The 23743-nt window shown below is 70.0% G+C and carries 25 protein-coding genes; 13 read left to right on the forward strand and 12 right to left on the reverse strand.

All coding sequences use genetic code 11. The features are described 5' to 3' along the window. Window positions 1-73 precede the first annotated feature (73 nt). The 3 genes from BMW35_RS13770 to trmB all read left to right on the forward strand — a co-directional run bounded on the left by BMW35_RS13770 (window position 74) and on the right by trmB (window position 3355). Window positions 74-1417 carry a bifunctional metallophosphatase/5'-nucleotidase gene (locus BMW35_RS13770; protein WP_089670112.1) on the forward strand — a complete coding sequence of 448 codons (1344 nt, stop codon included), beginning with the start codon at window positions 74-76 and terminating at the stop codon, window positions 1415-1417. Between the two features lie 57 nt (window positions 1418-1474). Next, window positions 1475-2221 (forward strand): proteasome assembly chaperone family protein, encoded by a 747-nt coding sequence (locus BMW35_RS13775; RefSeq protein WP_089670438.1) that lies wholly within the window; start codon window positions 1475-1477, stop codon window positions 2219-2221. A 75-nt stretch (window positions 2222-2296) separates the two neighbouring features. Beyond that, a complete protein-coding gene (gene trmB, locus BMW35_RS13780; RefSeq protein ID WP_089670113.1) occupies window positions 2297-3355 on the forward strand; it encodes an HTH-type sugar sensing transcriptional regulator TrmB in 1059 nt (352 codons plus the stop codon). A gap of 317 nt (window positions 3356-3672) precedes the next feature. On the opposite strand, the gene BMW35_RS13785 is transcribed toward trmB, so the two are convergent. Then, complete coding sequence (locus BMW35_RS13785; RefSeq protein WP_089670114.1) at window positions 3673-4524, reverse strand: eIF2B alpha/beta/delta subunit family protein; 852 nt, start codon at window positions 4522-4524, stop codon at window positions 3673-3675. 214 nt (window positions 4525-4738) lie between these two features. Here BMW35_RS13785 and BMW35_RS13790 point away from each other — a divergent pair, with 214 nt between their 5' ends. Beyond that, window positions 4739-5140, forward strand: coding sequence for a DUF7969 family protein (locus tag BMW35_RS13790; RefSeq protein ID WP_089670115.1), 402 nt, complete (start codon window positions 4739-4741; stop codon window positions 5138-5140). 69 nt (window positions 5141-5209) lie between these two features. Beyond that, the gene (locus BMW35_RS13795; protein WP_089670116.1) at window positions 5210-6571 is read left to right on the forward strand and encodes an NAD-dependent succinate-semialdehyde dehydrogenase; all 1362 of its coding nucleotides are present in this window, start codon (window positions 5210-5212) and stop codon (window positions 6569-6571) included. Between the two features lie 82 nt (window positions 6572-6653). Here the strand turns inward: BMW35_RS13795 and BMW35_RS13800 are convergent, their stop codons facing one another. From BMW35_RS13800 to BMW35_RS13810, 3 genes are all read right to left on the reverse strand, one after another. Beyond that, on the reverse strand, window positions 6654-8330 hold the full coding sequence (locus BMW35_RS13800; protein ID WP_089670117.1) for an acetate--CoA ligase: 1677 nt from the start codon (window positions 8328-8330) through the stop codon (window positions 6654-6656). Window positions 8331-8428: 98 nt separating this feature from the next. Next, a complete protein-coding gene (locus BMW35_RS13805; protein WP_089670118.1) occupies window positions 8429-9928 on the reverse strand; it encodes an RtcB family protein in 1500 nt (499 codons plus the stop codon). Window positions 9929-9989: 61 nt separating this feature from the next. Beyond that, a complete protein-coding gene (locus BMW35_RS13810; protein ID WP_089670119.1) occupies window positions 9990-10415 on the reverse strand; it encodes an archease in 426 nt (141 codons plus the stop codon). Between the two features lie 131 nt (window positions 10416-10546). On the opposite strand from BMW35_RS13810, the gene BMW35_RS13815 reads away from it, so the two are divergent. From BMW35_RS13815 to BMW35_RS13825, 3 genes are all read left to right on the forward strand, one after another. Continuing rightward, entirely contained in the window at window positions 10547-11026 is a 480-nt protein-coding gene (locus BMW35_RS13815; RefSeq protein ID WP_089670120.1) for a GNAT family N-acetyltransferase, read from the forward strand. A gap of 146 nt (window positions 11027-11172) precedes the next feature. Next, complete coding sequence (gene priS / locus BMW35_RS13820) at window positions 11173-12348, forward strand: DNA primase small subunit PriS (RefSeq protein WP_089670121.1); 1176 nt, start codon at window positions 11173-11175, stop codon at window positions 12346-12348. Next, the gene (locus BMW35_RS13825; RefSeq protein ID WP_089670122.1) at window positions 12345-13253 is read left to right on the forward strand and encodes a DNA replication complex subunit Gins51; all 909 of its coding nucleotides are present in this window, start codon (window positions 12345-12347) and stop codon (window positions 13251-13253) included. Before priS ends, BMW35_RS13825 begins: the two co-directional genes overlap by 4 nt. Here the strand turns inward: BMW35_RS13825 and BMW35_RS13830 are convergent. The 3 genes from BMW35_RS13830 to BMW35_RS13840 form a co-directional block, all read right to left on the reverse strand. Further along, window positions 13250-13606, reverse strand: coding sequence for a hypothetical protein (locus tag BMW35_RS13830; RefSeq protein ID WP_089670123.1), 357 nt, complete (start codon window positions 13604-13606; stop codon window positions 13250-13252). The genes BMW35_RS13825 and BMW35_RS13830 overlap by 4 nt on opposite strands. Before the next feature lie 74 nt (window positions 13607-13680). Further along, window positions 13681-15960 carry a CDC48 family AAA ATPase gene (locus BMW35_RS13835; protein ID WP_089670124.1) on the reverse strand — a complete coding sequence of 760 codons (2280 nt, stop codon included), beginning with the start codon at window positions 15958-15960 and terminating at the stop codon, window positions 13681-13683. Next, window positions 15957-16205, reverse strand: a complete 249-nt coding sequence (locus BMW35_RS13840; RefSeq protein WP_089670125.1) for a DUF7127 family protein — start codon at window positions 16203-16205, stop codon at window positions 15957-15959. Before BMW35_RS13840 ends, BMW35_RS13835 begins: the two co-directional genes overlap by 4 nt. 141 nt (window positions 16206-16346) lie before the next feature. Here BMW35_RS13840 and BMW35_RS13845 point away from each other — a divergent pair, with 141 nt between their 5' ends. Both BMW35_RS13845 and BMW35_RS13850 read left to right on the forward strand, forming a co-directional pair. Further along, window positions 16347-17138: an alpha/beta fold hydrolase gene (locus BMW35_RS13845; RefSeq protein ID WP_089670126.1), complete on the forward strand. Its 792-nt coding sequence runs from the start codon at window positions 16347-16349 to the stop codon at window positions 17136-17138. Beyond that, entirely contained in the window at window positions 17135-17314 is a 180-nt protein-coding gene (locus BMW35_RS13850; protein ID WP_089670127.1) for a hypothetical protein, read from the forward strand. Before BMW35_RS13845 ends, BMW35_RS13850 begins: the two co-directional genes overlap by 4 nt. Here BMW35_RS13850 and panB read toward each other — a convergent pair. After that, window positions 17308-18120 carry a 3-methyl-2-oxobutanoate hydroxymethyltransferase gene (gene panB / locus BMW35_RS13855; RefSeq protein WP_089670128.1) on the reverse strand — a complete coding sequence of 271 codons (813 nt, stop codon included), beginning with the start codon at window positions 18118-18120 and terminating at the stop codon, window positions 17308-17310. The genes BMW35_RS13850 and panB overlap by 7 nt on opposite strands. 100 nt (window positions 18121-18220) lie before the next feature. Between panB and BMW35_RS13860 the strand changes: the two genes are divergently transcribed. Beyond that, a complete protein-coding gene (locus BMW35_RS13860; protein ID WP_089670129.1) occupies window positions 18221-18454 on the forward strand; it encodes a DUF5822 domain-containing protein in 234 nt (77 codons plus the stop codon). Here the strand turns inward: BMW35_RS13860 and BMW35_RS13865 are convergent, their stop codons facing one another. After that, window positions 18455-18973: an HAD family hydrolase gene (locus BMW35_RS13865; RefSeq protein WP_089670130.1), complete on the reverse strand. Its 519-nt coding sequence runs from the start codon at window positions 18971-18973 to the stop codon at window positions 18455-18457. It abuts the gene before it with no gap. A 77-nt stretch (window positions 18974-19050) separates the two neighbouring features. Here BMW35_RS13865 and BMW35_RS13870 point away from each other — a divergent pair, with 77 nt between their 5' ends. Together BMW35_RS13870 and cysE are read left to right on the forward strand one after the other, a co-directional pair. Continuing rightward, a complete protein-coding gene (locus BMW35_RS13870; protein WP_089670439.1) occupies window positions 19051-20154 on the forward strand; it encodes a Gfo/Idh/MocA family protein in 1104 nt (367 codons plus the stop codon). A 108-nt stretch (window positions 20155-20262) separates the two neighbouring features. Beyond that, window positions 20263-20793, forward strand: coding sequence for a serine O-acetyltransferase (gene cysE, locus BMW35_RS13875; protein ID WP_089670131.1), 531 nt, complete (start codon window positions 20263-20265; stop codon window positions 20791-20793). A 10-nt stretch (window positions 20794-20803) separates the two neighbouring features. On the opposite strand, the gene BMW35_RS13880 is transcribed toward cysE, so the two are convergent. From BMW35_RS13880 to BMW35_RS13890, 3 genes are read right to left on the reverse strand one after another with little or no spacing between them, the layout of a single operon-like run. Then, window positions 20804-21928 (reverse strand): acyl-CoA dehydrogenase family protein, encoded by a 1125-nt coding sequence (locus BMW35_RS13880; RefSeq protein ID WP_089670132.1) that lies wholly within the window; start codon window positions 21926-21928, stop codon window positions 20804-20806. Between the two features lie 48 nt (window positions 21929-21976). Continuing rightward, entirely contained in the window at window positions 21977-23173 is a 1197-nt protein-coding gene (locus tag BMW35_RS13885) for a DHHA1 domain-containing protein (RefSeq protein ID WP_089670133.1), read from the reverse strand. A 43-nt stretch (window positions 23174-23216) separates the two neighbouring features. Beyond that, complete coding sequence (locus tag BMW35_RS13890) at window positions 23217-23720, reverse strand: helix-turn-helix domain-containing protein (RefSeq protein ID WP_089670134.1); 504 nt, start codon at window positions 23718-23720, stop codon at window positions 23217-23219. Between the last annotated feature and the right edge of the window lie 23 nt (window positions 23721-23743).

The raw sequence follows: 23743 nt of genomic DNA on the forward strand, positions 1-23743 counted from the left end.
CGCATTTATCCCTTTCTCCCCCGGGTGCCGCTTCCGAAACCCCCTTGGCTCGAAACCGCCTCCTGTCGACATCGTGGCCCCCTCCATCTATCACTACTCGGACCTGGAGAACGTCTACGACACGCCCGAGCGAGCCGGCCGGCTCGCGACCCTGCTGGCCGAGCGCGGGGACGCCATCGCCGCCGGCAGCGGCGACAACACGTCGCCGGGCGTGCTCTCGCTCGTGACCGACGGCTGGCAGGCGATGGACCTCTACGACGCCGTCGACCCGGACGTCGCGACGTTCGGCAACCACGACTTCGACTACGGGCCGGAGACCACTGCGGAACTGGTCTCGGCGTCCCAGCAGACGTGGGTGTCGGCGAACGTCTACCTGGACGACGAGCGCGTCGCCGGCGTCGACCCGTGGACAATCGTCGAGCGCGACGGCGTCGCGGTCGGCTTCTTCGGCGTACTGGACGACTCGACCCCCGCGCTGAATCCCATGGCCAGCGACCTCACTGTCACCGACCCCGTCGCGGCCGCGACGGAGGCGGAAACCGAACTGCGCGAAGCCGGGGCGGACTACGTCGTCGCGCTCTCGCATCTCGGTCGCGGCGACGAAGAGCTCGCCGCCGCGACCACCGTCGACGCCGTGCTCGGCGGCCACATCGCCAGCGAGCGCGTCGAACGCCTCGACGACACCCTGCTCACGCGGCCCGGTTCGGGCGGCGAGGTCGTCCTCGAAGTCGACCTCGACTCCGGCGACGTGGCCCGCTACGTCGTCGACGAGTCGCCCGTCCACGAGGGCGTGGCGTCGTCGCTCCGCCAGCGGATGGCCGACGCCGGCCTCGACGAGGTGGTCGGCCGCGTCGAGGAGCCGATGGAGCGCACCGAGCGCACGCTGTTCCGGGGCGAGTCCCGCATCGGGAACTTCGTCGCCGACGCCTACCGGTGGGCCGCCGACGCCGACGTCGGCCTCCAGAACTCCGGCGGCGTCCGCGACGGCCCGGCCCTCGACGGCGACGTGACGGTCGCCGACCTCGTCAGCGTCGTGCCCTTCGAGGAGCCGGTGTCCGTCGCCGAGCTGACCGGGGCCGAACTCCTCGACGTCTTCCGCGCGGCGAAGGGCGGCGAACTCGGGTTCGCGCAGCCGGACTGGTGGCACGCCCACGTCTCCGGCGCGGCACTGGAGTGGCACGACGGCGACGGGCTGGCGTCGGCGCGCGTCGGCGGCGAGCCGGTCGATCCCGACGCCACGTACACGGTCGCGACCACCGACTACCTGTTCTACTCCGACGACGAGTTCCCGGCGCTCGACGAACGCCACCGCGTCGACCGCCTCGACGTCCAGCACGAGGTGCTCGCCGCGTACGCGCGCCAGCAGGGTATCGACCCGCGCGTCGAGGGCCGCATCCGCCTGCACGCCGACGACTGACGCGGCGCGCCTGTCAGCCGGGCAAGCGATAAGTCGATGCTCGCCGACGTAGTCGCCATGGCGAAACCGCCGACAGCCGACGCGGGGTCGTTCCGATTCACGCACGACAGCGAGCCGGGGGAGAGCCTGCTGTGTGGGTTCTCCGAGTTCGGGCTCGCCGGCCTCACGGCCGTGGACTACCTCGTCGACCACCTCGACCTCGAACAGACCGGCTACGTCGCCGCCGACGACCTCCCCGCAATCACGCCGTTCGAGAACGGGACGCCGCGCCACCACACCCGGCTGTTCTCCCGCCCGGACCTCGACGTCACCGTGCTTGTCGGCGAACTGTTCGTCCCCGTCTCGGCCGCCGAGCCGTTCACGAGCGCGCTCGCCGACTGGCTCGACGCCAGCGACATCACCGAGGTCGCCGTGCTCTCCGGCGTCCCCATCGCGCACGGCCCGGAGGACCACCGGACGTTCTACGTCGCCACCGAGGACTACCAGAACGCCCGCCTCGCGGACACCGACATTCCGCCGATGGGCAACGGCTTCCTCGACGGCGTGAAAGCGAGCCTGCTCGAACGGGGCATCGACTCGCCGTTCCGCGCCGCCGTCTTCAGCACGCCCGTCCACGCGCAGGCACCGGACGCCGAGGCCGCCGTCCGGCTCGTCGAGACCGCCAGCGACGTCTACGACCTCGACGTCGACACCGGCCCGCTGGAGGCGTTCGCGGCCGAAGTCGCCGACCACTACGAACAGCTCAGCGAACACCTCGCGGAGACCACCGAAGACGAGCGTCCCGACGACCGCATGTTCATGTAGGCTGGCGGCGGCGGACCCCCGGGCGCGTCCGGCCCGACCGCCACCTAGAAGGCGGGGCTGTTCGTGGCTTGGAGTATGAGCGACGAGGACCTCCGCGGGACGGTCGAGCGTGTCGGCAGGGGGTTCGACCTCGGCGAGTACGAGGTCGAAGCCTACCTGACGGTGCTGCGGCACGGCGAACTCACCGCCAGCGACATCGCCGACCGCACCGACATCCCGCAGCCACGCGTCTACGACACCGTCCGGAGTCTCGGCGACCGCGGACTCGTCGAACTCCGGGAGTCCCGGCCGATGAAAGTGGTCGCACTGAGCCCCGAGGACGCCTTCCAGGGCCTCCAGGAGAACTTCACGGAGATGGTGTCGGCGCTCGAAGACGAGTACACGCAGCCGGCGAGAGACACCGAAGCCGTCTCCCTCGTCAAGTCCCGGTCGACCATCGTCCGGTACTTCGAGGAGGTCATCGGCTCGGCGGACTTCGAGCTCGTCTGCTCGCTGACGCCGAGCCTCCTCGAACGGTTCGCGGACGACCTCGCCGCCGCGACCGACCGCGGCGTCAGCGTCGACGTCGTCGTCACGCCCGCGAGCGAAGCGCCGGACCCCGAGGAGTTCGACTACGAGCGCGTCACGACGAGCGCCCGCGGTCGCCGCGGCATCACGACGCCGGTCATCGCCGTCGCCGACGGCCGGTACTCGGTGTACGCCACGCAGGACGCCGTCCGCGACGACCCCGAGAAGTACGGCGTCATCTTCGACCGCTCCGCGCTGGGGTTCCTCGTCTCCGGGTTCTTCGACACCGTCATCTGGTCGACGGCCACCGAACCGCTCCACGAACCCGAGACCGACACCGTCGACTTGCCGCGGACGTACGCCGCCATCCGGCGGTGCGTCCGCGACCTCCAGACCCTCGACGGCGACATCTACGCCACCGTCGGCGGCCGCGACGTGCTCACGGGCGAGGGCCGCACCGTCAGCGGCCTCGTCGACGAGACGCGCTTCGAGGAGACCGGCGAGGTCGCCACGATGGTCCTGGAGACCGACGACGGCCGCGTCGAGGTCGGCGGGCGGGTCGCGGCGCTCGAAGACATCGAAGCCCACGAAATCGCGGTCGGACGCGGCGAGCCGCCAGCACTGTAGGGGCAGCGTACCGGGCCGCGTGCCGCGGCACCAGCCTCACGGCGGTTCGTTTCACGTTTCTCGCTTCGGCCGTGTCGGACCGGGACCGCGCGTGCCAACCAAACGTCTTTACTCTCAAACGCCAACCACTCGGCATGGAACTCGCCGCCGAACTCGCCGCGACGCTGGTCTTCCTCGCAGTGGGGTACTCGGCCGTTCGACTGCTGTGGGACGACGAGCTACCGAACTGGCTCGGCTGAACCGCTACCCGAACAGCAGGTACGCACCGCGCACTCGGGTGACGGAATCGGCGTGGACGCGCGCTCCCCTGCCCCGAGCTAGTACTCTTCGACGCCCTCGTCCGTGACGACCGCGTCCAGCAGCCGCGTCGGCGTGGCGTCGTAGGCCGGGTTCTTCACGTCGAAGCCCTCCGGCGGCTCCCGGATGACCTCGCTGACGTCCCGGTAGTCGTTCTCGAAGTGGAACCCCTCCTCGACGAGTTTCGCGCCGGACCCGGCGACACAGACCGGCGTCCCCACGTCGGCCGCCGTCGCCACCAGCGGGTAGGTGCCGACGCGGTTGTAGTACGTGTCGCCGACGATGCAGTCCATCCCGAGCAGGACCTCGTCGCAGTCGTCGAGGTAGTAGCCCGACGCGCCGTCGACGATGAGCGTCGGGTCCACGCGGTCGATGGCCGCCAGCGTTCGCGCTGTCTTCCGGCCGAGGTGCCGCGGACGCGCCTCCGTCACGAACACGTCGAGGTGTTTCCCGTCCCGCGCGGCCAGCTCGATGGCCTCCAGCACGGTCGACGAGTAGTCGTGCGTGAGGAGGGTCTGGCCGTCCTCGATGCGGTCAGCGACCGCCGCCGCCGCCTCGTGCTTGCCCGTGTTCACGCGCTCGACCACGTCGTCGATTGCGGCGGCCGTCACCTCCTGGGCTTCCACGACCGACGCCGGGTTCACGTCACGCACCCGCTCGACGACCTCGCGCTGGGTCGTCACCAGCGACGCGTGCGAGGGGTTCGCCCGCCGGAGTGCGGTGCTGTTGCGCTCCAGCGCCCGCACGTACTCCTCGACGGTCGGGTACTCCTCGTCCAGCAGCGCTTCGAGGGCTCGCGCCGCCTTCACCGCGACGACCGAGGAGGAGTGCGTCCGCATCTCCCGAATCTCCTCGGCAGTCTCGTCTATCATACCCGTATCGTCTGCTGGTTCGCGCATAGGTCTTTCCGTCGTGAGCCCTCGCTCGGTCGCGGACGCTCCCTCCCTCGCCCTCACAGTCCACCAGAGGCCGGCTGTTCGGCTGGGTGTTCGGCGCGCTGTCGTTCGCCGTGTGCGCTCTCTATGCCGGGTTCAAGCCGCCTTCGTCCTCCAGAACCCTGTAGTCGCTCGGGCGTCTAGCGTGGCTATGGTCGCTGTCTCCTACTACTGCCCGCGGTGTGGTGCCGTCGCCGAACTCGACCGCGACCCGTACCTCGCGGACAAGTCCGTGACGCCGTTCCCGCTGGAGGGCTGGACGTACGCGAGCCCCGACGACGACTTCGAGAGCGACGACTGGGACGGCGTGCGACTGGACTGTGGCACAGCCCACGACGGTCTGTTGTGGGCTCGGCCACCGACCGAAGACGAACGCCGGTCAGACGAGGAACCGGGCTGCGGGGAGGCGTTCTACCTGAACTTCGTGCGCTTCGAGGACGGCCGGGAGGTCGAGGGCGAGGCGGAGTCCGAGCGCGTCCGCCTCTCGGAGACTCTGGGCCCCCAGAATCCGGGCGGTCCCGGCGGCCCATCCGGCCCCGGGTTCTCACGGTAGACTGCGTCCCGGCTCGGACCCGCATCGAGTACCTGTACGTTGATTCCGCTGGGTCGCGTTGGCACGAGCATGGACGTCGTCGACCCGACCACCGGCGAGCGAATCGACTCCTACGACGACCACACCGAGCGCGACGTCGACGACGCGATAGCGCGGGCAGACAGCGCCTTCGAGGACTGGCGCGACCGGCCGCTCCGGGAGCGCGAGGCACTGCTCGCGTCCGCGGCCGACGTGCTCCGGGAGAACATCGAGGAGTACGCGTCGACGATGACCCGAGAGATGGGGAAACCCATCGAGCAGGCGCGCTCGGAGGTCGAGAAGTGCGCGTGGGTCTGTGACCACTACGCGGAGCACGCGAGCGCGTACCTCCAGCCGGAGGGTCACGCGAGTCCGCCCGGAGCGGACGTGCAGACCGTCTACGAGCCGCTGGGCCCGGTGCTGGCGGTGATGCCGTGGAACTTCCCCCTCTGGCAGGTGTTCCGGTTCGCCGCGCCCTACCTCACGGCCGGCAACGTCGGCCTGCTGAAACACGCCTCGAACGTCCCGGGGTGCGCGCTCGCCATCGAGGAGGTGTTCGCGGAGGCCGGCTACCCCGAGGACGTCTTCCAGTCCCTGCTGATTCCCTCCGACCTCGTCGACGGCGTCGTGGCGGACGACCGCGTGAAGGCGGCGACTGTGACGGGCAGCGGGCCGGCCGGCCGAGCCGTCGCGTCGAAAGCGGGGGCGGAACTCAAGAAGACGGTCCTCGAACTCGGCGGCAGCGACCCGTTCGTCGTGCTCGACGACGCGGACCTCGACGCCGCCGTGGAGACTGGTGCGTGGGCGCGGAACCTCAACGGCGGGCAGTCCTGCATCGCCGCGAAACGCTTCGTCGTCCACACGGACGTCTACGACGACTTCCTCGACGCCTTCGTCGACGAAGTCGAGTCCTACACTGTCGGCGACCCGATGGACGAGGAGACGGACATGGGGCCGCAGGCGCGCCAGGACCTCGTGGAGGACCTGCACGGGCAGGTCGAGGCGAGCGTCGACGCCGGCGCGACCGTCGAGACGGGCGGCGAGCCCATCGACCGCGAGGGCTCGTTCTACGCGCCGACGGTGCTGACGGATGTCCCCGAGGGTTGTCCCGCCGACAGCGAGGAGCTGTTCGGGCCGGTCGCGGCCGTCTGGGAAGTCGACGACGAGGACGCGGCGGTGCGGAGGGCGAACGACACCCAGTTCGGGCTCGGCGCGAGCGTCTGGACCGAGGACCGCGAGCGCGGCGAGCGCGTCGCCCGCCGCATCGACGCCGGCTGCGTCTACGTGAACCAGCTCGTGAAGTCCGACCCCCGGGTGCCGTTCGGCGGCGTCGGGGCGTCCGGCTACGGCCGCGAACTCGCCGGGGCGGGCATCCGCGAGTTCGTGAACCGCAAGACTCTCTGGGTGGAGTGACGCGCCTCGGGCCTGCCGGTCGGCTGTCTCGAACGCGCGCAGTGACGCACAGACCACGGCCGACAGCGGGTAGCGCCGGTCCTCAGTCGTCCGCTTCGGCGTCGGCCTCGTCGCGGAGTTCGGTGCGGCGAATCTTCCCCGTCACCGTCTTCGGGAGTTCGTCGACGAACTCGACTTCCCGGGGGTACTCGTGGGCCGCTAGCTCGGATTTCACGTGGGCTTTCACGTCGTCGACGAGCGCGTCCGACGGGTCGGCGTCCTCGCTGGGCACCACGTAGGCTTTCACGATGTTGCCGCGCTCCCTGTCGGGCTTGGGGACGACCGCGGCCTCGGCGACGGCGTCGTGTTCGCCGAGTGAACTCTCCACCTCGAAGGGCCCAATGCGGTAGCCGGAGGAGATGATGACGTCGTCCGCGCGCCCCTCGAACCAGAAGTAGCCGTCCTCGTCTCTGTGCGCGAGGTCGCCGGAGAGGTACCACTCGCCGTCCGGACCGTCCACGAAGCAGCCCGCGGTCTGTTCCGGTTTCTCCCAGTAGCCGGCGAAGAAACACGGGTAGTCACCGCGCTGCGCAATCTCGCCGGTCTCGCCGGGCGGCAGCACCTCGCCGGTCTGCGGGTCCACGACTGCGGCCTCGATGCCGGGCAACGGCTTCCCCATCGACCCGGGGCGGAGTTCCATCGTCGGGTAGTTGTTGATGATCATGTTCCCGGTCTCGGTCTGGCCGTACGTGTCGAGGATGGTGACGCCGAGCGTGTCCTCTCCCCACTCCACGACGCCCGCGGACAGCGGTTCGCCGATGGAGAGCGCGTGCCGCAGGTCGAGGTCCACGCCGTCGAGGACGTCCTCGTGCTCGCGGAGCATCCGGTAGGCGGTCGGCACGGAGAACAGCACCGAGACGGGGTACTCGTCGAGCAGGTCGGCCCACGTCTCCGGGTCGAACTCCCCCTCGTAGGTGAACAGCGGGACGCCCCAGAACCACGCGCCGAGCGTGTTGATGACGCCCGTGAGCCAGCCGAGGTCGCCCGTCGACCAGTAGAGGTCGTCCTCGTTCAGGTCGACGGCGTACCGCTGGGTGGCGGCGACCCCCGCGACCCACCGGTGTTCGTGGAGCACCCCCTTCGCCGGCCCGGTCGTGCCGGACGTGTAGTAGAGCAAGGCCTCGTCGTCCGCACTCGTGTCGGCGGCATCGTACTCCGTGCTGGCGGCCTCGACGGCCGTATCGAACACCACGTCCTCGGGCGGCGCTCCCGTGCCGCGGTCGACCGTGACGACGTGGTCGACGCTCGGCGCGTCGGCGAGCGCCTCGCCGACCGTCTCGCGGTTGTCCGTGGTCGTGACGACGACGCTCGCGTCGCAGTCGTCGAGGCGGTACGAGATGCCGTCGGGGCCGTACCGTTCGTTCACGCTCCCCCAGACCGCGCCGTGTTTGAGCGTGCCGAGGAGCGCGACGTAGTGTTCGGGGATGCGGGGCATGTACGACACCACGCGGTCGCTGCGCTCGACGCCGAGGCCGTCGAGGACGTTCGCGAACGCGCTCGACTGCTGGGAGAGCTCCCAGAACGTCGTCTTCGAGAGGTCGCCGTCCGTGTCGACCTGGTAGAGGGCGACCCGTCCGCGTCGCTCGGCGTGGCGGTCCACCGTCTCGGTGGCGACGTTCAGTTCGTCGGGCGCGTCGCCGCTGGTCTCCGCGTAGATGTCGTCCCACGCGAAGGAGTCACGGGCCGCGTCGTAGTTCGACAGATTGTGGCTTGGTGCCATGTCCCGAGGTTCTGTCGCACCCCAAATAGTAGTTTGTGCGTGACAGGTCCGGAGCCATTCCCCCGTCTCCATCGGACTGCGCGTCGACCGCCGACCGCCTACCCCTTGACGTTGCAGACGGGGTACGTGCGCGCGACGAGGTCACCGATGCCGAGCGCGTCCGAGACGCCGACCACGTCGTCCACGTCCTTGTAGACGCCCGGTGCCTCCTCGGCGATGGTGGCTCCCGACGCCGCCTTGACGTAGATCTCGTCAGACTCCCGGAGGTCGTCCTGCACGTCGCCGCCCCAGTACTCGTCTTTGGCCCGCGTGCGGCTCATCAGGCGTCCCGCACCGTGGGCGGTCGACCCGAACGACCGACCCATCGACTGCTCGCCGCCCTTCAGGACGTAACTGCCAGCGCCCATGCTCCCGGGGATGATGACCGGCTGGCCGACGTCGCGGTACGCCGACGGGACCTCGGGGTGGCCGGCGGGGAACGCCCGCGTCGCGCCCTTCCGGTGGACGTAGAGGTCGCGCTCGACGCGCTCGCCGTCGCCGCCGAGGCTGTAGCCGTCCCCGGTCCGGGTGACTGTGTGGGTCTCCCGTTTCGCGATGTTGTGCGCCACGTCGTACAGGAGGTCCATCTCCAAGGCCTCCCAGTCCGGCGCGTCGAAGACGTCGGCGAACGTCTCCCGGACGGCGTGCGTGACGAGCTGGCGGTTCACCCACGCGAAGTTGATGGCCGCGCACATCGCGCCGTAGTACTCGTCGGCGAGGTCCGAGTCTGCGGGTGCCGCCGCGAGGTCCCTGTCCGGCAGCGACGCCAGGAAGTCCGGGTGTTCCTGCTCGATGCGGCGGAGGTAGTCCGAACACACCTGGTGGCCGAGCCCCCGGGAGCCGCAGTGAATCAGGACGACGAGCTGGTCCTCGACGAGGCCGAACGCGTCGGCCGTGTCGTCGTCGTACACGTCGGTGACGCGCTGGACTTCCAGGAAGTGGTTGCCCGACCCCAGCGACCCCATCTGGCTGGTGCCGCGGTCTTTGGCCTTCTTCGAGACGGCGTCCGGGTCGGCGTCCGGCCGCATCCCCTCGTCCTCGCAGCGCAGGCGGTCCTCACGAGTCGCGTACCCCTCTTCGACGCACCAGTCGACGCCGCGTTCGAGGGCCTTTTCGAGGTCCGCGTGGCTCCGGTCGTGGACGCCGCCACCGCCCAGTCCGCAGGGCACGGCGTCGAACAGCGCGTCGACGAGTTCGTCCTCGCGGCCCCGAACGTCGTCGTAGGTGAGGTTCGTGCGCACCATCCGGACGCCGCAGTTGATGTCGAACCCGACGCCACCGGGCGAGATACAGCCGTCCTCGGCGTCGAAGGCGGCGACGCCACCGACCGGGAAGCCGTAGCCCTGGTGGCCGTCGGGCGTGCAGAGCGCGGGCGCGACCACGCCCGGCATCGCGGCGACGTTCCGCAGCTGGTCGAGGGTCATGTCGTCGCCGATGTGTTCGAGCAGCGCCTCGCTGGCGAGCACGCGAGCGGGGATGCTGTCGTCGTCCCGGTCGAGTTCCCAGACGTTCGGCTCCACCTCGGTGAGCCGGTGGTCGCCGGCGTCGAACGTGGTCATGCACGGTAGTCGGTCGGGCTCCCGGGAATACTTTTACGCCCTCGCCGGGCCGCGAGGCGCGCTACACGTCGAAGACGACGTAGGCGTGCCAGCCGCCGTCCTCGCGCTGCGAGAGCTCCATCTGCGAGTACGTCACGGCCTTGAGGTCGCGGGCGCGGACGTCGGCCAGCGGGACGCCGCGCGCCGACGCCTCGACGACCCACTCGCTCCCGCCGTCGGTCTCGACCTCGCGGACGGTCGCGTCGTTGTCGACGGGGAGGACGCCGCGGACGTCGCGCTCGTAGACCAGTTCGCCGAGGTAGTCGTAGAGCGCGGCCTCCCGGGATTCAGCCCGCTCCTCGACTCCAAAGCGCTCGCCGCTGTCGGGCCGCTCGTCGGTCATCGCAGCCGCCATCCCGTCGGCGAGCGCGGCGAACACGCCGCCGAGCGAGCCGGCGTCGGCCTCGACGGCGACGTCGGCCGTGTGGTCGCGGAGTTCGAAGCTCACCCCGACCGCCCCCGGGTGGTCTCGCTGGTCATCGTCCCCGCGGACGGCGAGCAGCCCCGTCAGGATTTCGACCGCCGTCCCGCGTTCCGCCGGACGGTGGAATTATATTCGTCGCCGCGCTACCCACTCGGGTGAGCGTCACGGTAGACGAACGGGTGGTGCCCCCGGGCGACGACGAGTACCTCGAAGACGCCTGGGCGCTGAAAGAGGGCATCCGAGAGCGAGAGGACCTCCTCAAACAGCGACGGGGCTTCTTCGCGAACGCCTACCGGCGGGCGACAGTCCACTGTTTCCTCGACGGCGACGACCTTGTCGGGTTCGCGGCGGCGCGCTCGGACGGCTACATCCTGTTCCTCGCGGTCGCGCCCGAGTACCGCGGCGAGAACTACGGCGAGCGCCTCGTCGCCTCGGTCGCGTCCGAGGCGGGGAAGGCGTCCTGTCACGCCCGAACGACAAACGAGAACGCAATCGGCTTCTACCGCAACCTCGGGTTCACCATCGAGCGCGAAATCGAGGACTACTACGAGGACGGCACCGGTGCCTACTACCTCCGGCTCGGCGACCACGACCGCATCCGCGACCGCATCTCCGAACTGCTGCGCGGCCGGTAGTTCGGTTCGCCGGCGACCACTGCGACGCGCCAGCGACCGCGCCGTCGTCCCCGGGTTCGCGTAGACGGGAGCGGACGCGTCGGTGACACGGGTCGACGGCGAAGACGACACGCCTATGGGGCCGGTGGGCTTACGCGACTCCGGTAATGGAGGAACGCACGCGAGCCTATCTCCGGGGGCGGTTCGGCGACTTCTACCGCCGCACGGAGATACGACTCCCGCCGCGAGCCGACGAGCGCGAGTGGGGGTACATCCCGTGGACGAGCGGGCCGGACACGACGATGGTCCGGCACAAGTCCACGCTCGACCTGGGCGACACGGCGGCGTTCCTCGAACGCGAGCGGCCCCGGCACGTCTACTTCTCGGCGGGCTTCTACGAGGAGCCGGGGGCGTCGACGATGCAGGAGAAGACCTGGCTGGGCAGCGACCTCGTCTTCGACCTGGACGCCGACCACCTGCCGAGTGTCACGCTCGGCGAGGACTCCTACGCGGAGATGCTGGCGAAGTGCAAGGACGCGCTGCTGCGGCTGCTGGACTTCCTCGAACGCGACTTCGGCTTCGAGGACCTGACGGTGACGTTCTCCGGCGGCCGCGGGTACCACGTCCACGTCCGCGACGAGGGCGTCTACGACCTCGAACGCGAGCAGCGCCGCGAAATCGTGGACTACGTTCGGGGCAACGAACTCGACCTGGAGACGCTGGTGACGGAGGAGGCGGTCGACGGCCTCGGGCTGAAGAACCCGACCACGAAGCGCACGCTGCCGGCGGACGGCGGCTGGGGGCGGCGGGTGACCGACCGCCTCGGCGAGTTCGCCGACGACCTGCTGGCGCGCGGCGAGGACGACGCCGTCGAGTACCTCGCGGGCTTCGACGGCGTCGGCGAGAAGTCCGCTCGCGCCATCTACAACGTCGTCGCGAACAACACGGAGGCGGTGCGAGCCGGGAACGTCGACGTCCACCCGGCGTTCCTCAAGGTCGCCCGGAAGTACGTCGCGGAGACCGTCGAAGCCGAGAACGCGCCCATCGACGAGCCCGTGACGACGGACACGAACCGGCTGATTCGGCTGCCGGGGACGCTGCACGGCGGCAGCGGGCTGGAGGTCCAGCGCCTCGACCGGGAGGAACTGGACGACTTCGACCCGCTGGTCGACGCCGTCCCCGAGACGTTCGTCGGCCACGACATCACCGTCGAGGTGCAGGCGGAGCGGACGCTCGAACTGCTCGGGGAAACGCTTACAGTAACCCCGGGCGACCACACAGTACCAGAGTACGCGGGCGTCTTCCTGATGGCCCGCGGGACCGCGGAGAAGGCCAAAGAATGAATCTCGAGGACTTACGCTCCGCCCAGACCCGGGAGCGCGCGACGGACGGCCTGCAGGACCTACGGGACTCGTTCTACGGCGATGTCGCCGAGTTCATTCAGGAGCTCAAGGACCGACGGGACGCGGCCGCGGAGGCCGCCGACGACCCGTTCGGCGACCCCGAAGTCCAGGAGCTCACCGACCGCATCGAGACCGCCGAGCAGGTCGTCGAAGCCATCTACGAGCGCCGGATGGGGAAGCTCGTGAAGCAGGCGAGTCTGGCGGCTGCGGGGATGCCCGACGACGAGAACGGGCTCACTGCGGAGGAACAGGACCTCTACACGGACCTCGTCGAGCGCATCGAGTCGAACAAGGCTCACGTGCTGGACGTCATCGCGGGCGACGCCGAGGCGAGCGGCGGGGACGACGCGACGCCGGACGCCGGCGCGAACCCAGTGCAGGCGGACGCCGGTGCGCCCCCAGCGCCGACAGAGCCCGACCGCGAGCCGACTGCTGACCCGACGCCGAGCGAGTCGTCCGCTGCGGCGGCAATGGGGGGTGGCCTCGACGACGACGACCGCTCCGAGCCGGAGCCGGTGGGCGAGCCGGGCGACGAGCCGCTGGCGGACGCCGAGCCAGCACCGGAGGAGGAGCCGCCGGCGGCAATCGCGGAGGACCTCGCGAAAGTCAACGGCGAGGCCGACGAGGACGACCCGACGCCGGACGGCGGCGTGCAGAGCGAGACCGGCGACGCCGGACCAGCCCCGGGAGAAGACCGCGTCCGGGTGCGTGTCACCGACGACGTCGGCGAGATATTCGGCGTCGACGAGCGCCCCTACGACCTGCGGGCCGAGGACATCGTGACGCTCCCCGAGGAGAACGCCACGCCGCTCGTCGAGAAGGACGCCGCCGAGCGACTGGACTAGTCGCGGACCGACGCCGCGAACAGGGCTTCGAGTTCTTCGAGGTCCTCGGGGTGGTCGTGGTCCTCGGCCGCGACCTCGGCAAAGAGGCCGTGGTGGCTCTCGCTGAGTTCGATGATTGCTGGGTCCTCGACGTCGTCCAACTCGATGTCCGCCGGGTAGTCGTCGCCCTCCTCGTGGAGGTAGTACAGCGCGGGCGCGTCGTCGTCCAGCCACGCGGCCTCCGCGTTCATGTTCTCCAGTTCGAGCCCGGCTTCGAAGGTCTCCCGCTGTTCGTCGAGCGCGTCGAAGTGGTCCCGAACGGCGTCGACCCGCGCCGGGTCTAGGGGCAACCGGAACAGGCGGTAGTTCGGCATGACGTGTCGACCGGTCACCGGGACAGAAAATAAGTTTTTACCGGACCCTGGTGGGGCCGGCGCGTGGACTGGGGTTACTGGAACGCGCCGGGCGTGGGTTCGTCGTCGGTGGGCGCGTCGGCGGAGTTGAACCGCTGTTCGATCTCCTCGTACTCTTCTTTGACTTCCTCGTCGACGCTGGGCGTGACTTCGTCGAGGGCCGTCTCGAAGTGCGCCATCGTGATGCGGACGTTGCCGACGGACTCGACGGCGTCGTCGGGGTCGACGGAGTTGACGAACTCGCGAGTCGCGTTCATCGTGGCCTCGCGGACCAGGGCTTCGACGTCCGCGCCGACGAAGCCGTCCATGCGGTCGGCGACGGCGTCGAGGTCGACGTCGTCGGCGAGCGGCTTGTTGCGGGTGTGGACCTCGAGGATGGCGCGCCGGGCGTCGGCGTCCGGCACGGGCACGTGGACGTGGCGGTCCAGGCGGCCCGGGCGCAGCAGCGCGCTGTCGATGAGGTCGGGGCGGTTCGAGGTGGCGACCACGACGACGTCCTCGAGGGCTTCGATGCCGTCGAGTTCGGTGAGCAGCTGGGAGACGACGCGTTCGCCGACGCCCGAGTCGCTCGTCGTGCGGCCGCGTTCGCCCGCGATGGCGTCGATCTCGTCGAAGAACACCACCGTCGGGGCGTTCGAGCGCGCCTTCTCGAAGACCTCGCGGACGCCCTTCTCTGACTCCCCGACGTACTTGTTGAGGAGTTCGGGGCCCTTCACGGAGATGAAGTTCGAGTTGGCCTCGTTGGCGACGGCCTTCGCGAGCAGGGTCTTCCCGGTGCCCGGCGGGCCGTACAGTAGCACACCCTTCGCGGACTGGAGGTCCATCGCGTCGAAGACCTCGGGGTAGTCCAGCGGCCACTGGATGGTCTCACGGAGGCGTTCTTTCGTGTCCTCGAGGCCGCCGACGTCGGCCCACGTCACGTCCGGCACTTCGACGAAGACCTCGCGGAGCGCCGACGGCTCGATGCCCTTCAGCGCCTGCTTGAAGTCGGTCTCGATGACCTTGATGGATTCGAGGAGCTCGGCGTCGATTTCGTCGGACTCCAGGTCGATCTCGGGGCGGACGCGGCGCAGTGCGTTCATCGCGGCCTCCTTCGCGAGGCTCTCGATGTCCGCGCCGACGAAGCCGTGCGTGCTCTCGGCGTACTCGTCGAGGTCGATGTCCTCGGCGAGCGGCATCCCGCGGGTGTGGACCTGCATGATCTCCTTGCGGCCGTCCTGGTCGGGGACGCCGATTTCGATCTCGCGGTCGAAGCGACCGCCGCGCCGCAGCGCGGGGTCGATGGCGTCGACGCGGTTCGTCGCCGCGATGACGGTGACGTCACCGCGCTCTTCGAGGCCGTCCATCAGCGAGAGCAGCTGGGCGACGACGCGGCGCTCCACGTCGCCCTGGGTCTCGCCGCGCTTCGGCGCGATGGAGTCGAGTTCGTCGATGAAGACGATGGCGGGCGTGTTCTCCTCGGCCTCGTCGAAGACCTCGCGGAGCTTCTCCTCGCTCTCCCCGTAGTACTTCGACATGATCTCCGGGCCGGAGATGGTCTGGAAGTGCGCGTCGATCTCGCTGGCGACAGCCTTCGCGATGAGCGTCTTCCCGGTGCCCGGCGGGCCGTGCAGGAGCACGCCCTTCGGCGGTTCGATGCCGAGCTGCTGGAAGAGCTCCGGGTGGCGCATCGGGAGTTCGATCATCTCCCGGACCTGTTCGAGTTCGCGGTCGAGGCCGCCGATGTCCTCGTAGGTGACGTTCGGCGTGCCGTCGCCGCCCTCGGGGGCGTCACCGGCACCGGGCGCAATCTCCTCGGCGGGGCGCTCGGACACCTGAATCTCGGTGTCGTTGCTGACGACGACCGTGCCGTCTGGCTCGGTCTCCGCAATCTTGACGGGAATCTGCTGGCCGGAGATGGTGCTCATGCCGCCGAACCCGAACGAGATGGGGATGGTCTGCCCGGCGGTGACGGGGCGGCCGCTGAGGCGGTCACGGACCATCGGTGCGATGTTCCCGCGCACGCGGAGGTTCTGCGGGAGCGCGACCGTGATGGCGGCCGCGGGTTTGATGTCCGCTGGCTCGACGGTGACCTTGTCGTCGATGCCAACATCGGCCTCCTGGCGGAGTCGGCCGTCGATGCGGACGATGCCCTCGCCCTCGTCCTCGGGGTAGCCGGGCCAGACGCGGGCGACCGCTCGCCCCTGGTCGCCGCGGCCTTCGATGACGATGTAGTCGCCGTTCTCAAGGCCGAGTTCCTCCATAGACGCGCGGTCGACGGCCGCGAGGCCGCGACCGGCGTCCTTCTGCTTGAGGGGTTTGACAGTGAGTTTCATGGCTCCACCTCGACAGTGACGACGCCGTTGTTGATGAAAGCTCGCGTCACGTCGCCCTCGGGGGCGTCGAGCTCGTACTGTGCGTCCGTCTCACCGGTCAGAATGAGGATGACAGTGTCGTCGACGACGTCGACGGACACTCGGTCGTCCTCCACACCGATGTCTGCGGCGAGCACGCGCAGGTCGCCGTAGTCGTAGCGGCGGGCCAGCGCGTCGGTCTCGCGGTTGAGTGTCTCCACGTTCATTTGACTAACGTAGAGTAATCGTCACTAGTATTTAAATGTGTCGTCGCTGGTCGGGGGACGTGGTGGGGTTGTACGATTACGAGTAGAATTGCGGTTCACACCTCCGTAGAAGTTATGCCTCTGGTCGCTCTCGCCGCAACCATGCAGACGGTCTCCCACCACGGCCGCACCACCGCCTACCGCGTCCGGGGCGACGGCGCTGGTGCGCCAGCCCTCTTCGTCCACGGCAGCGGCGGCACGCACGCCGTCTGGAAGTCCCAGCTCGCCCGCCTCGCCGGCGACCGACCCGTCGCCGCGCTCGACCTCTCGGGCCACGGCGAGAGCGAAGACATCGCCACCGACTCCGGGCCGGCGACGCTCGACGCGTACGCACGCGACGTGCTGGCTGTGGCGGACGCAGTCGACGCTCGCGTCCTCGTCGGCAACAGCCTCGGTGGCGCTGTCGTCCTCACCGCAGTCCTCGACCACGACGCCAGCCCCGACGCCGTCGTTCTCGCGGGCTCGGGCGCGAAACTCACGGTCCTCGACGACCTCCGGGACTGGCTCGCCGGCGAAGACGGCGACTTCTCTCGGGCTGTCGAGTTCCTCCACGGCGACGACCTCCTGTTCCACGACCCCGACGACCGCGAACTCGCGTTCTCGAAGACGGCCATGCGCGAGTGCGGCCGCGCGGTCGTCGAACGCGACTTCCTGTCCTGCCACACCTTCGACGTCCGTGACCGACTCGGCGAGGTCGACGTGCCGGTGTTCGCGCTCACGGGCGAGTACGACCGTCTCACGCCCCCTGCGTTCCACGAGCACGTCGCAGAACACGTGCAAGACGGGGCGTGGACCACCGTCGGCGACGCCGCCCACCTCTCGATGCTGGAAGTGCCAGAGGAGTTCAACGACGCTCTCTCGGAGTTCCTCGACAGCGGGGAGGCACCGCGATGACGCGTCCGGACCGGTCGTCGGCCGGCCGAACCGCGCCGTACCCGCCGCTCGTCCTCGTGGTCGTCGGCCTCGTCGCGCTCGGCGTCATCACGAACCAGACGCTGGAGTGGTCGCTGGTGGCCGCGGGCGTCGCGGCGCTGTACGCCGGCTACCGGACCTACCAGGCCCGTCAGTAGAGGTCGTCGACGTCGTCCTCGACGTGGCTGTGCTCGTCGGCGGGGAACTCCCCAGACTCGACGGCGTCGACGTAGTCGCCGACGGCGTCCTCCATCTCGCCCTTGAGGTCGCCGAACTGCTTCGAGAACGGCGGGCTGCGCTCGGAGAGTCCGAGCACGTCGGAGACGACGAGCACCTGGCCGTCGGTGTCCGGGCCCGCGCCGATGCCGATGGTGGGGATGTCGATCGCGTCGGTGATGTCGGCGGCGACGTTCGCGGGGACGTGTTCGAGCACGAGCGAGAACGCGCCCGCGTCCTCGTGCTGGCGCGCGAGGTCGAGCATCTTCTGGGCGGCGTCCTGGTCGGTGCCCTGCCGGAAGTAGCCGCCGAGCTGGTTCACGTGCTGGGGCGTGAGCCCGAGGTGGGCCATCACGGGAATTCCGAGGTCGGTGAGTTTTCGCGTGAGGTCGACGGTGTGGGGGCCACACTCCAGTTTCACGGCGTCGGCGTCCTCCTCCTTGAGCATCCGGCCGGCGTTCTGCACGCTCTCGGCCTCGTCGGCACCGAAGCTCAGGAACGGCATGTCGGCGACCACGACGGCGTCCTCGGTGGCGCGCGCCACGGCACCCGTTGTGGAGGCGATTTCGTCGACGGTCACGGGCAGCGTCGTGTCGTAGCCGAGTTTCGCGTTCCCGACGCTGTCCCCGACGAGGATGACGTCGACGCCCGCCTCGTCGACGACCTCCGCGGTGGGGGCGTCGTAGGCGGTGAGCATCGTCACGGGGTCCTCGCCGTCGTTTCGTCGCACGGAGTTGACGGTCGGCATACACCTGACTCGGACGGACGGGGTGTTAAACGTACGCGAATCGGCGGTCCGGCGCGCCGATGACGGGAGAGTTAAGCACCGTCCGGGCCACGTTGGGAGCGTGCCGGAACTCGAGGAGCGCACCGACCCGGAGGGCGTCGACTACGGGTGGGTGATGCAGACGACCTTCGTCGCCACCATCGTCGTCGGCGCGCCGACGGTCGCAGTGCTCTCTACGTTCACCACGCTGCCGACGTGGGCGTCCCGAGTGTCGTTCGCCGTGCGCGTCGGCGCTGTCGTCTGGTTTTTGACGGCTCTCGCCACGTTCCTCTACGCGCGCCGCCAGCAGGCCTGACTACACCCAGCGGAAGTCCGCGCCGGCGCGCTCTGCGGTCTCCTCGTCGCTCGCGGAGTCCCCGACGAACAGGACGTTCTCGACGTCGACGCCGAGTTTGTCGGCCACCCACTCCAGAGCGCGCGGGTCCGGCTTCCTCGCGGGGACGCTGTCCCGGCCGGCGACGACCGCCACCCACTCCGAGAGGTCGTGGCGGTCGAGCGCGCGCCGGCAGGCCACCTCGGCGTTCAGCGAGCAGACGCCGACGGGCACGTCCAGCGGGAGTTCGTCGGCGGTCGCCAGCAGCGGACCGGTCTCCGCGCCGTCGAGCTCGTGGTCGGCGATGAGGCCGTGGACGTCGTCTCCGACGCCCGCGTCCTCGGCGGCCGTGAGCAGCCCCCAGGTGTCGTGGTCGTCGGGGTCGACGCCCGCCTCCCGCAGAATCGCTCCGACCTCGCGTTCCACCGCCTGCCAGTCGACGTCCAGCCTGACGAGCGTGCCGTCCAGGTCGTACACGACGGCGTCGTAGTCCTCAGTCACGCCACCACCTTCGACGCCACCCGGGTTAGTGCTTCGGGGGTGGGAACGCTTACGTGGGCGTCGGCGGTCAGTCCGGTATGACGGATTCACTCTCGCTGGCCGCGCTCGGCTACGGCTTCGTCGGCGAAGCCCACGCGAACGCGCTCGCCCGCCTCCCCCAGTTCTTTCCGGACGCGCCAGCGGTCTCACACGACGTGCTCGTCGGCCGGGAGGAAGACGCTGCCCGGGCGGCCGCCGACCGCTTCGGCTTCGACCGGGTCGAGACCGACTGGCGGGACGCCGTCGCGGACGCGGACGTGTTCCTGAACCTCGGCCCGAACCACGTCCACGTCGAACCCACGGTCGCGGCCCTCGACGCGGGGGTCCACGTGCTCTGCGAGAAACCGCTCGCACCCACCGTCGACGGAGCCGAGCGCGTCGCCGAGGCGGCCGAAGCCAGCGACGCCACCGCGGGCGTCGGCTTCAACTACCGCTTTCTGCCCGCCGTCCAGTACGCTAGCGAACTGCTCGCCTCGGGCGACCTCGGAGCCGTCCGGCACGCCCGCTTCCAGTACCTCCAGGACTGGCTCGTCGACGACGACGCGCCGTGGACGTGGCGACACGACGCCGAACGGGCGGGAGCCGGCGCGCTCGGGGACCTCGGCGCGCACAGCGTCGACCTCGCGCGCTTCCTCGTCGGCGACCTCACCCGCGTCAGCGGCCACCTCGCGACCTTCACCGAGGAGCGCGTCCCCGATGACGGGGACGACCCGCGGCCGGTCACCGTCGACGACGCCTTCACCGCGCAGGCCGCGTTCGAGTCGGGGGCGCTCGGGACGTTCGAGGCGTCGCGGTGCGCGCCCGGCCGGAAGAACGGCCACACAGTCCAGATCGACGCGAGCGACGGCGCGCTCGCGTTCGACCTCCAGCGGCCGAACGAACTCGATGTCAAGTGGCCGGACTCGCGGGGCTTCGAGACGGTGCTGGTCACCGAGGAGACCGACCCGTACGGCGAGCACTGGTGGCCGCCGGGCCACGTGCTCGGCTGGGAGCACTCCGTCGTCCACCAGGACTACGAGTTCCTCTCGGCGGTCGCAGACGGCAGGAGGCACGCGCCGAGCGTGCAGGACGGGCTCCGGGTCCAGCGCGTGCTCGCCGCCGTCGAGGAGAGTGACGAGCGCGGCGAGTTGGTGTCGGTGTGACTCGGGCCGACCTCGGGGGACTTTTCCCGCGCGACGACCGAGATTCGGGTATGTACGAACGAAACAAGACTGTCGGCGTGGCCGCCGGCAGCGTGGAGGCCACTACTGATGCTCGCCCGCGTGCGTGAGGACGTCCGCGCGATGCGGCGGCGCGACCCCGCGGCGGGCGGCCGACTCGACGTCGCGCTCACGTACCCGGGGCTGCACGCCGTTTGGCTGCACGTCTTCCTCGCCGCGCCGCTGTACGCCCGCTGGCCGCTCGCGGGCCGACTCGTCGCGTACGTCGCGCGGTTCCTCACGGGCGTCGAGATTCACCCGGACGCCGACCTCGGCCGGCGCGTCACCATCGACCACGGCGACGGTGTCGTCGTCGGTGAGACCGCCGACCTCGGCGACGACGTCCACATGTACCACGGTGTCACGCTCGGCGGGAACGACCCGCGACCGGTGAAACGCCACCCGACGGTCCGGGACGGTGCGACCCTCGGCGCGAACGCGACGCTCATCGGCGACATCGAAATCGGGGAGAACGCCAGTGTCGGCGCTGCCTCGGTCGTCACGAACGACGTTCCAGCGGGCGCGACAGTCGCCGGCATCCCCGCCGAGCGCGTCGACGACGGCGCGGAAGTCGAGGAGTGAGTGCGTCGCGTCAGTCGATGAGGCCGCGCGCGATGACTTCCTTCTGAATCTCGGAGGTACCCTCGTAGATGGTCGTAATCTTCGAGTCGCGGTAGAACCGCTCGACGTCGAAGTCCGTCGTGTAGCCGTAGCCGCCGTGAATCTGGACGGCCTCGTTCGTGACGTCGACGGCGGCCTCGCTGGCGAAGTACTTCGCCTTCGCGGCGGCGTCCCGGTAGTTCTCGCCCGCGTCGGCCTTCCGAGCCGCATCCCGTGCGAGCAGGCGAGCGGCCTGCGTCTGCGTCTCCATGTCCGCGAGCTTGTGGCGGATGGTCTGAATCTGGGAGATGGGCTGGTCGAACTGCTCGCGGTCGTCGGCGTAGTCGAGGGCGGCGTCGAGGCCCGCCTGCGCGAGGCCGACGGCCTGACTCGCGATACCGATGCGGCCGCCAGTCAGAATGTGCAGTGCGGCCGACAGCCCCGCGCCCGTCTCGGTGAGCTGGTTCTCCGCGGGGATGCGGCAGTCGTCGAACAGCAGGCTCGTGGTGTCGCTGGCGCGCAGGCCGAGTTTGTCCTCTTTCTTCCCGACTTCGAGGCCGTCGGTGTCCTTCGGCACGAGGAACTGCGTGATTTTGTCGTCGTCACCGTCGACTTTGGCGAACACGACCGCGACGCCCGAGCGCTGGCCGTTCGTGATCCACTGCTTCTTCCCGTTCAGCACGAACTCGTCGCCATCCCGGACGGCCTCGGTGTCCATCTGGGCGGGGTTCGAGCCGGCCTCGGGCTCGGAGAGCGCGAACGCGCCGACCGGCCGGCCGTCGGCCATCTCCGGCAGCCAGCGCTCCTGCTGGTCGTCGTCCCCGAACTCGGCGATACAGGAGGTCGCGAGACAGTGCACCGACAGCGCGGTCGCGACCGACAGCGCGCCGTACGCGAGCTGTTCGTTCACGACGCTGTACGTCACCGAGTCGACGTCTAGCCCGCCGTACTCCTCGGGCGTCGTCATCGCCGTGACGCCCATCTCGCCGAGGCCGTCCCAGACGTCCTCCGGGAACGACTGCTCGCGGTCGCCCTCGGCGGCCACCGGCCGAATCTCCTCGACGGCGAACTCGCGGACGGAGTCCCGCATCCGTCGCTGCTCCGCAGACAGGTCCATACACACTCTCTCGGACGCTCCCGAGAAAAGGTATCTGGTTCCGTCTGCCTACTGCTCTCGGACGTAGTCGGCCACGTCCTCGGGGTCGGCGTCGATGCCGCCGCCCTGTGCGAACGGCGGGCCGCCGCCCCCGCCGCCGCCGAACTCGCCCGTCACGTCCTCAATCACGTCCCCGGCGTTCGCATCCGCACCCTGCGCGGCAGCGACGACGAACGTCGCACCGTCGCCGCCGGTGACCACGACCACGTCGGCCGCGTCGCCCGCGGCGTCCTTCGCGGCCTCGCCGACCTCGTTGGCGTCGAAGCCGTCGACGGTGCCGACGCGCCACGTCTCCCCGTCGCGCTCGACTGTGGGGAGGCTGGCGACGCTGGAGCCGAGGACCTCGCGCTTCAGGTCGGCGAGTTCGGCTTCGAGGTCGGCGTTCTCGCTCTGCAGGCGCTCGACAGCGTCGCCGAGTTCGTCCTCGGGCACGCCGAGCGCGGCGCTCGCGTCGAGGGACGCGCGCCGCACGTCGGCCTGCCGCTCGACGGCCGCGGGACCGACCGCGAACTCCACGCGCGTCAGGCCCTCGCCGGGGTTCGACCGGGAGAGCACCGAGACGGGACCGATTTCCTCGGTGTTCGCGACGTGCGTGCCGCCGCAGGCCGCCACGTCCCAGCCCCCTACCGTGACGATGCGCACTGCGTCGGCGTCGGCCATCACGCCCTCCTCCGTCTTCGTGTTGAACGCCACGTCGTCACGGGAACGCGCCTCGTCTGCCGGAATCTCCGCCCAGGTCACGTCGTGGCTGTCCCAGACCGCGCGGTTCGTCAGGCGTTCGAGGTCCGCGAGCACCGCGTCGTCGATGTCGGTGCTCGTCTCGAAGTCCACGCGCACCTTCTCCCGGCTGATGTCGAAGCCGCCGTACCCGAGGTCGTCGAGCAAGCGGCGGCCCGCGCCGTACAGCACGTGACTCGCCGTGTGGGCGCGCATGCAGTACCGCCGGAACTCGGGGTCGACTTCGGCCTGTACGTGGTCGCCCTCGCCGAAGTCGGGCTCTTCGGCGAGCGCGTGGACGACGCCGTCCTCGTCCGCGTACACGTGGTCGACCGTCACGCCGCCGACGGTGCCGCGGTCGGCGGGCTGCCCGCCGCCTTCCGGGTAGAAGTACGTCTCCGCGAGTCGCACGTCGGTGCCCGCCACGCCGGTCACGTCGGCCGCGAACGACATCGTGTACGGGTCGGCGGGCGCGAGACTGTCTGCCATGCTCGGGTGCACTCGCTCCCGGGTGAAAAACCGTCGGGCGGCGCTACTCGTCGCTCAACTCGACGTCGAGGAACTCCTCGAGGGCGGCGACCACGGAGCCGCCGACGCTCGCCTGCGTCGCGCGGCCCTGTTCGACCGCGAGCAGGTCGGACTCGTCGAGGTCCAGTTCCTCGGCGAGTTCCTCGCGCTGGAGACCGGCGTCCTGACGGGCGCGCACCACGCGCTCGCCGTAATCGTTCACGAGGTAGGGAAGACGGTCGCGCTCGTAGTTCGTCCCCTCCTCCTCCCAGTGGCTGGAGTCGCCGCGCGTGACGGCGTCGAACTGCTTGGCCTGATTCTGGGCGGCGCGCTTCCTCCGGTCTGCGTCGGCGTCGTCACCGTCGTCGTCGGCCTGCGGGCTCTCGTCGTGGCTCGCGCAGTCCGGGCAGACGGTGAGCTCTGCTCCGGCGACGTTCGCCTCGCGCAGCGAGTCAGCGGTCGACCCGCAGAGCTCGCAGGTCTGACCGCCGCCTCCGCTGCCCGCGCCGCCGGTCGAGTACTTCGGCATACGTTGCCGTATGAGAGCGCCGC

This window comes from Halobacterium jilantaiense (assembly GCF_900110535.1).
GTDB lineage: Archaea > Halobacteriota > Halobacteria > Halobacteriales > Halobacteriaceae > Halobacterium > Halobacterium jilantaiense.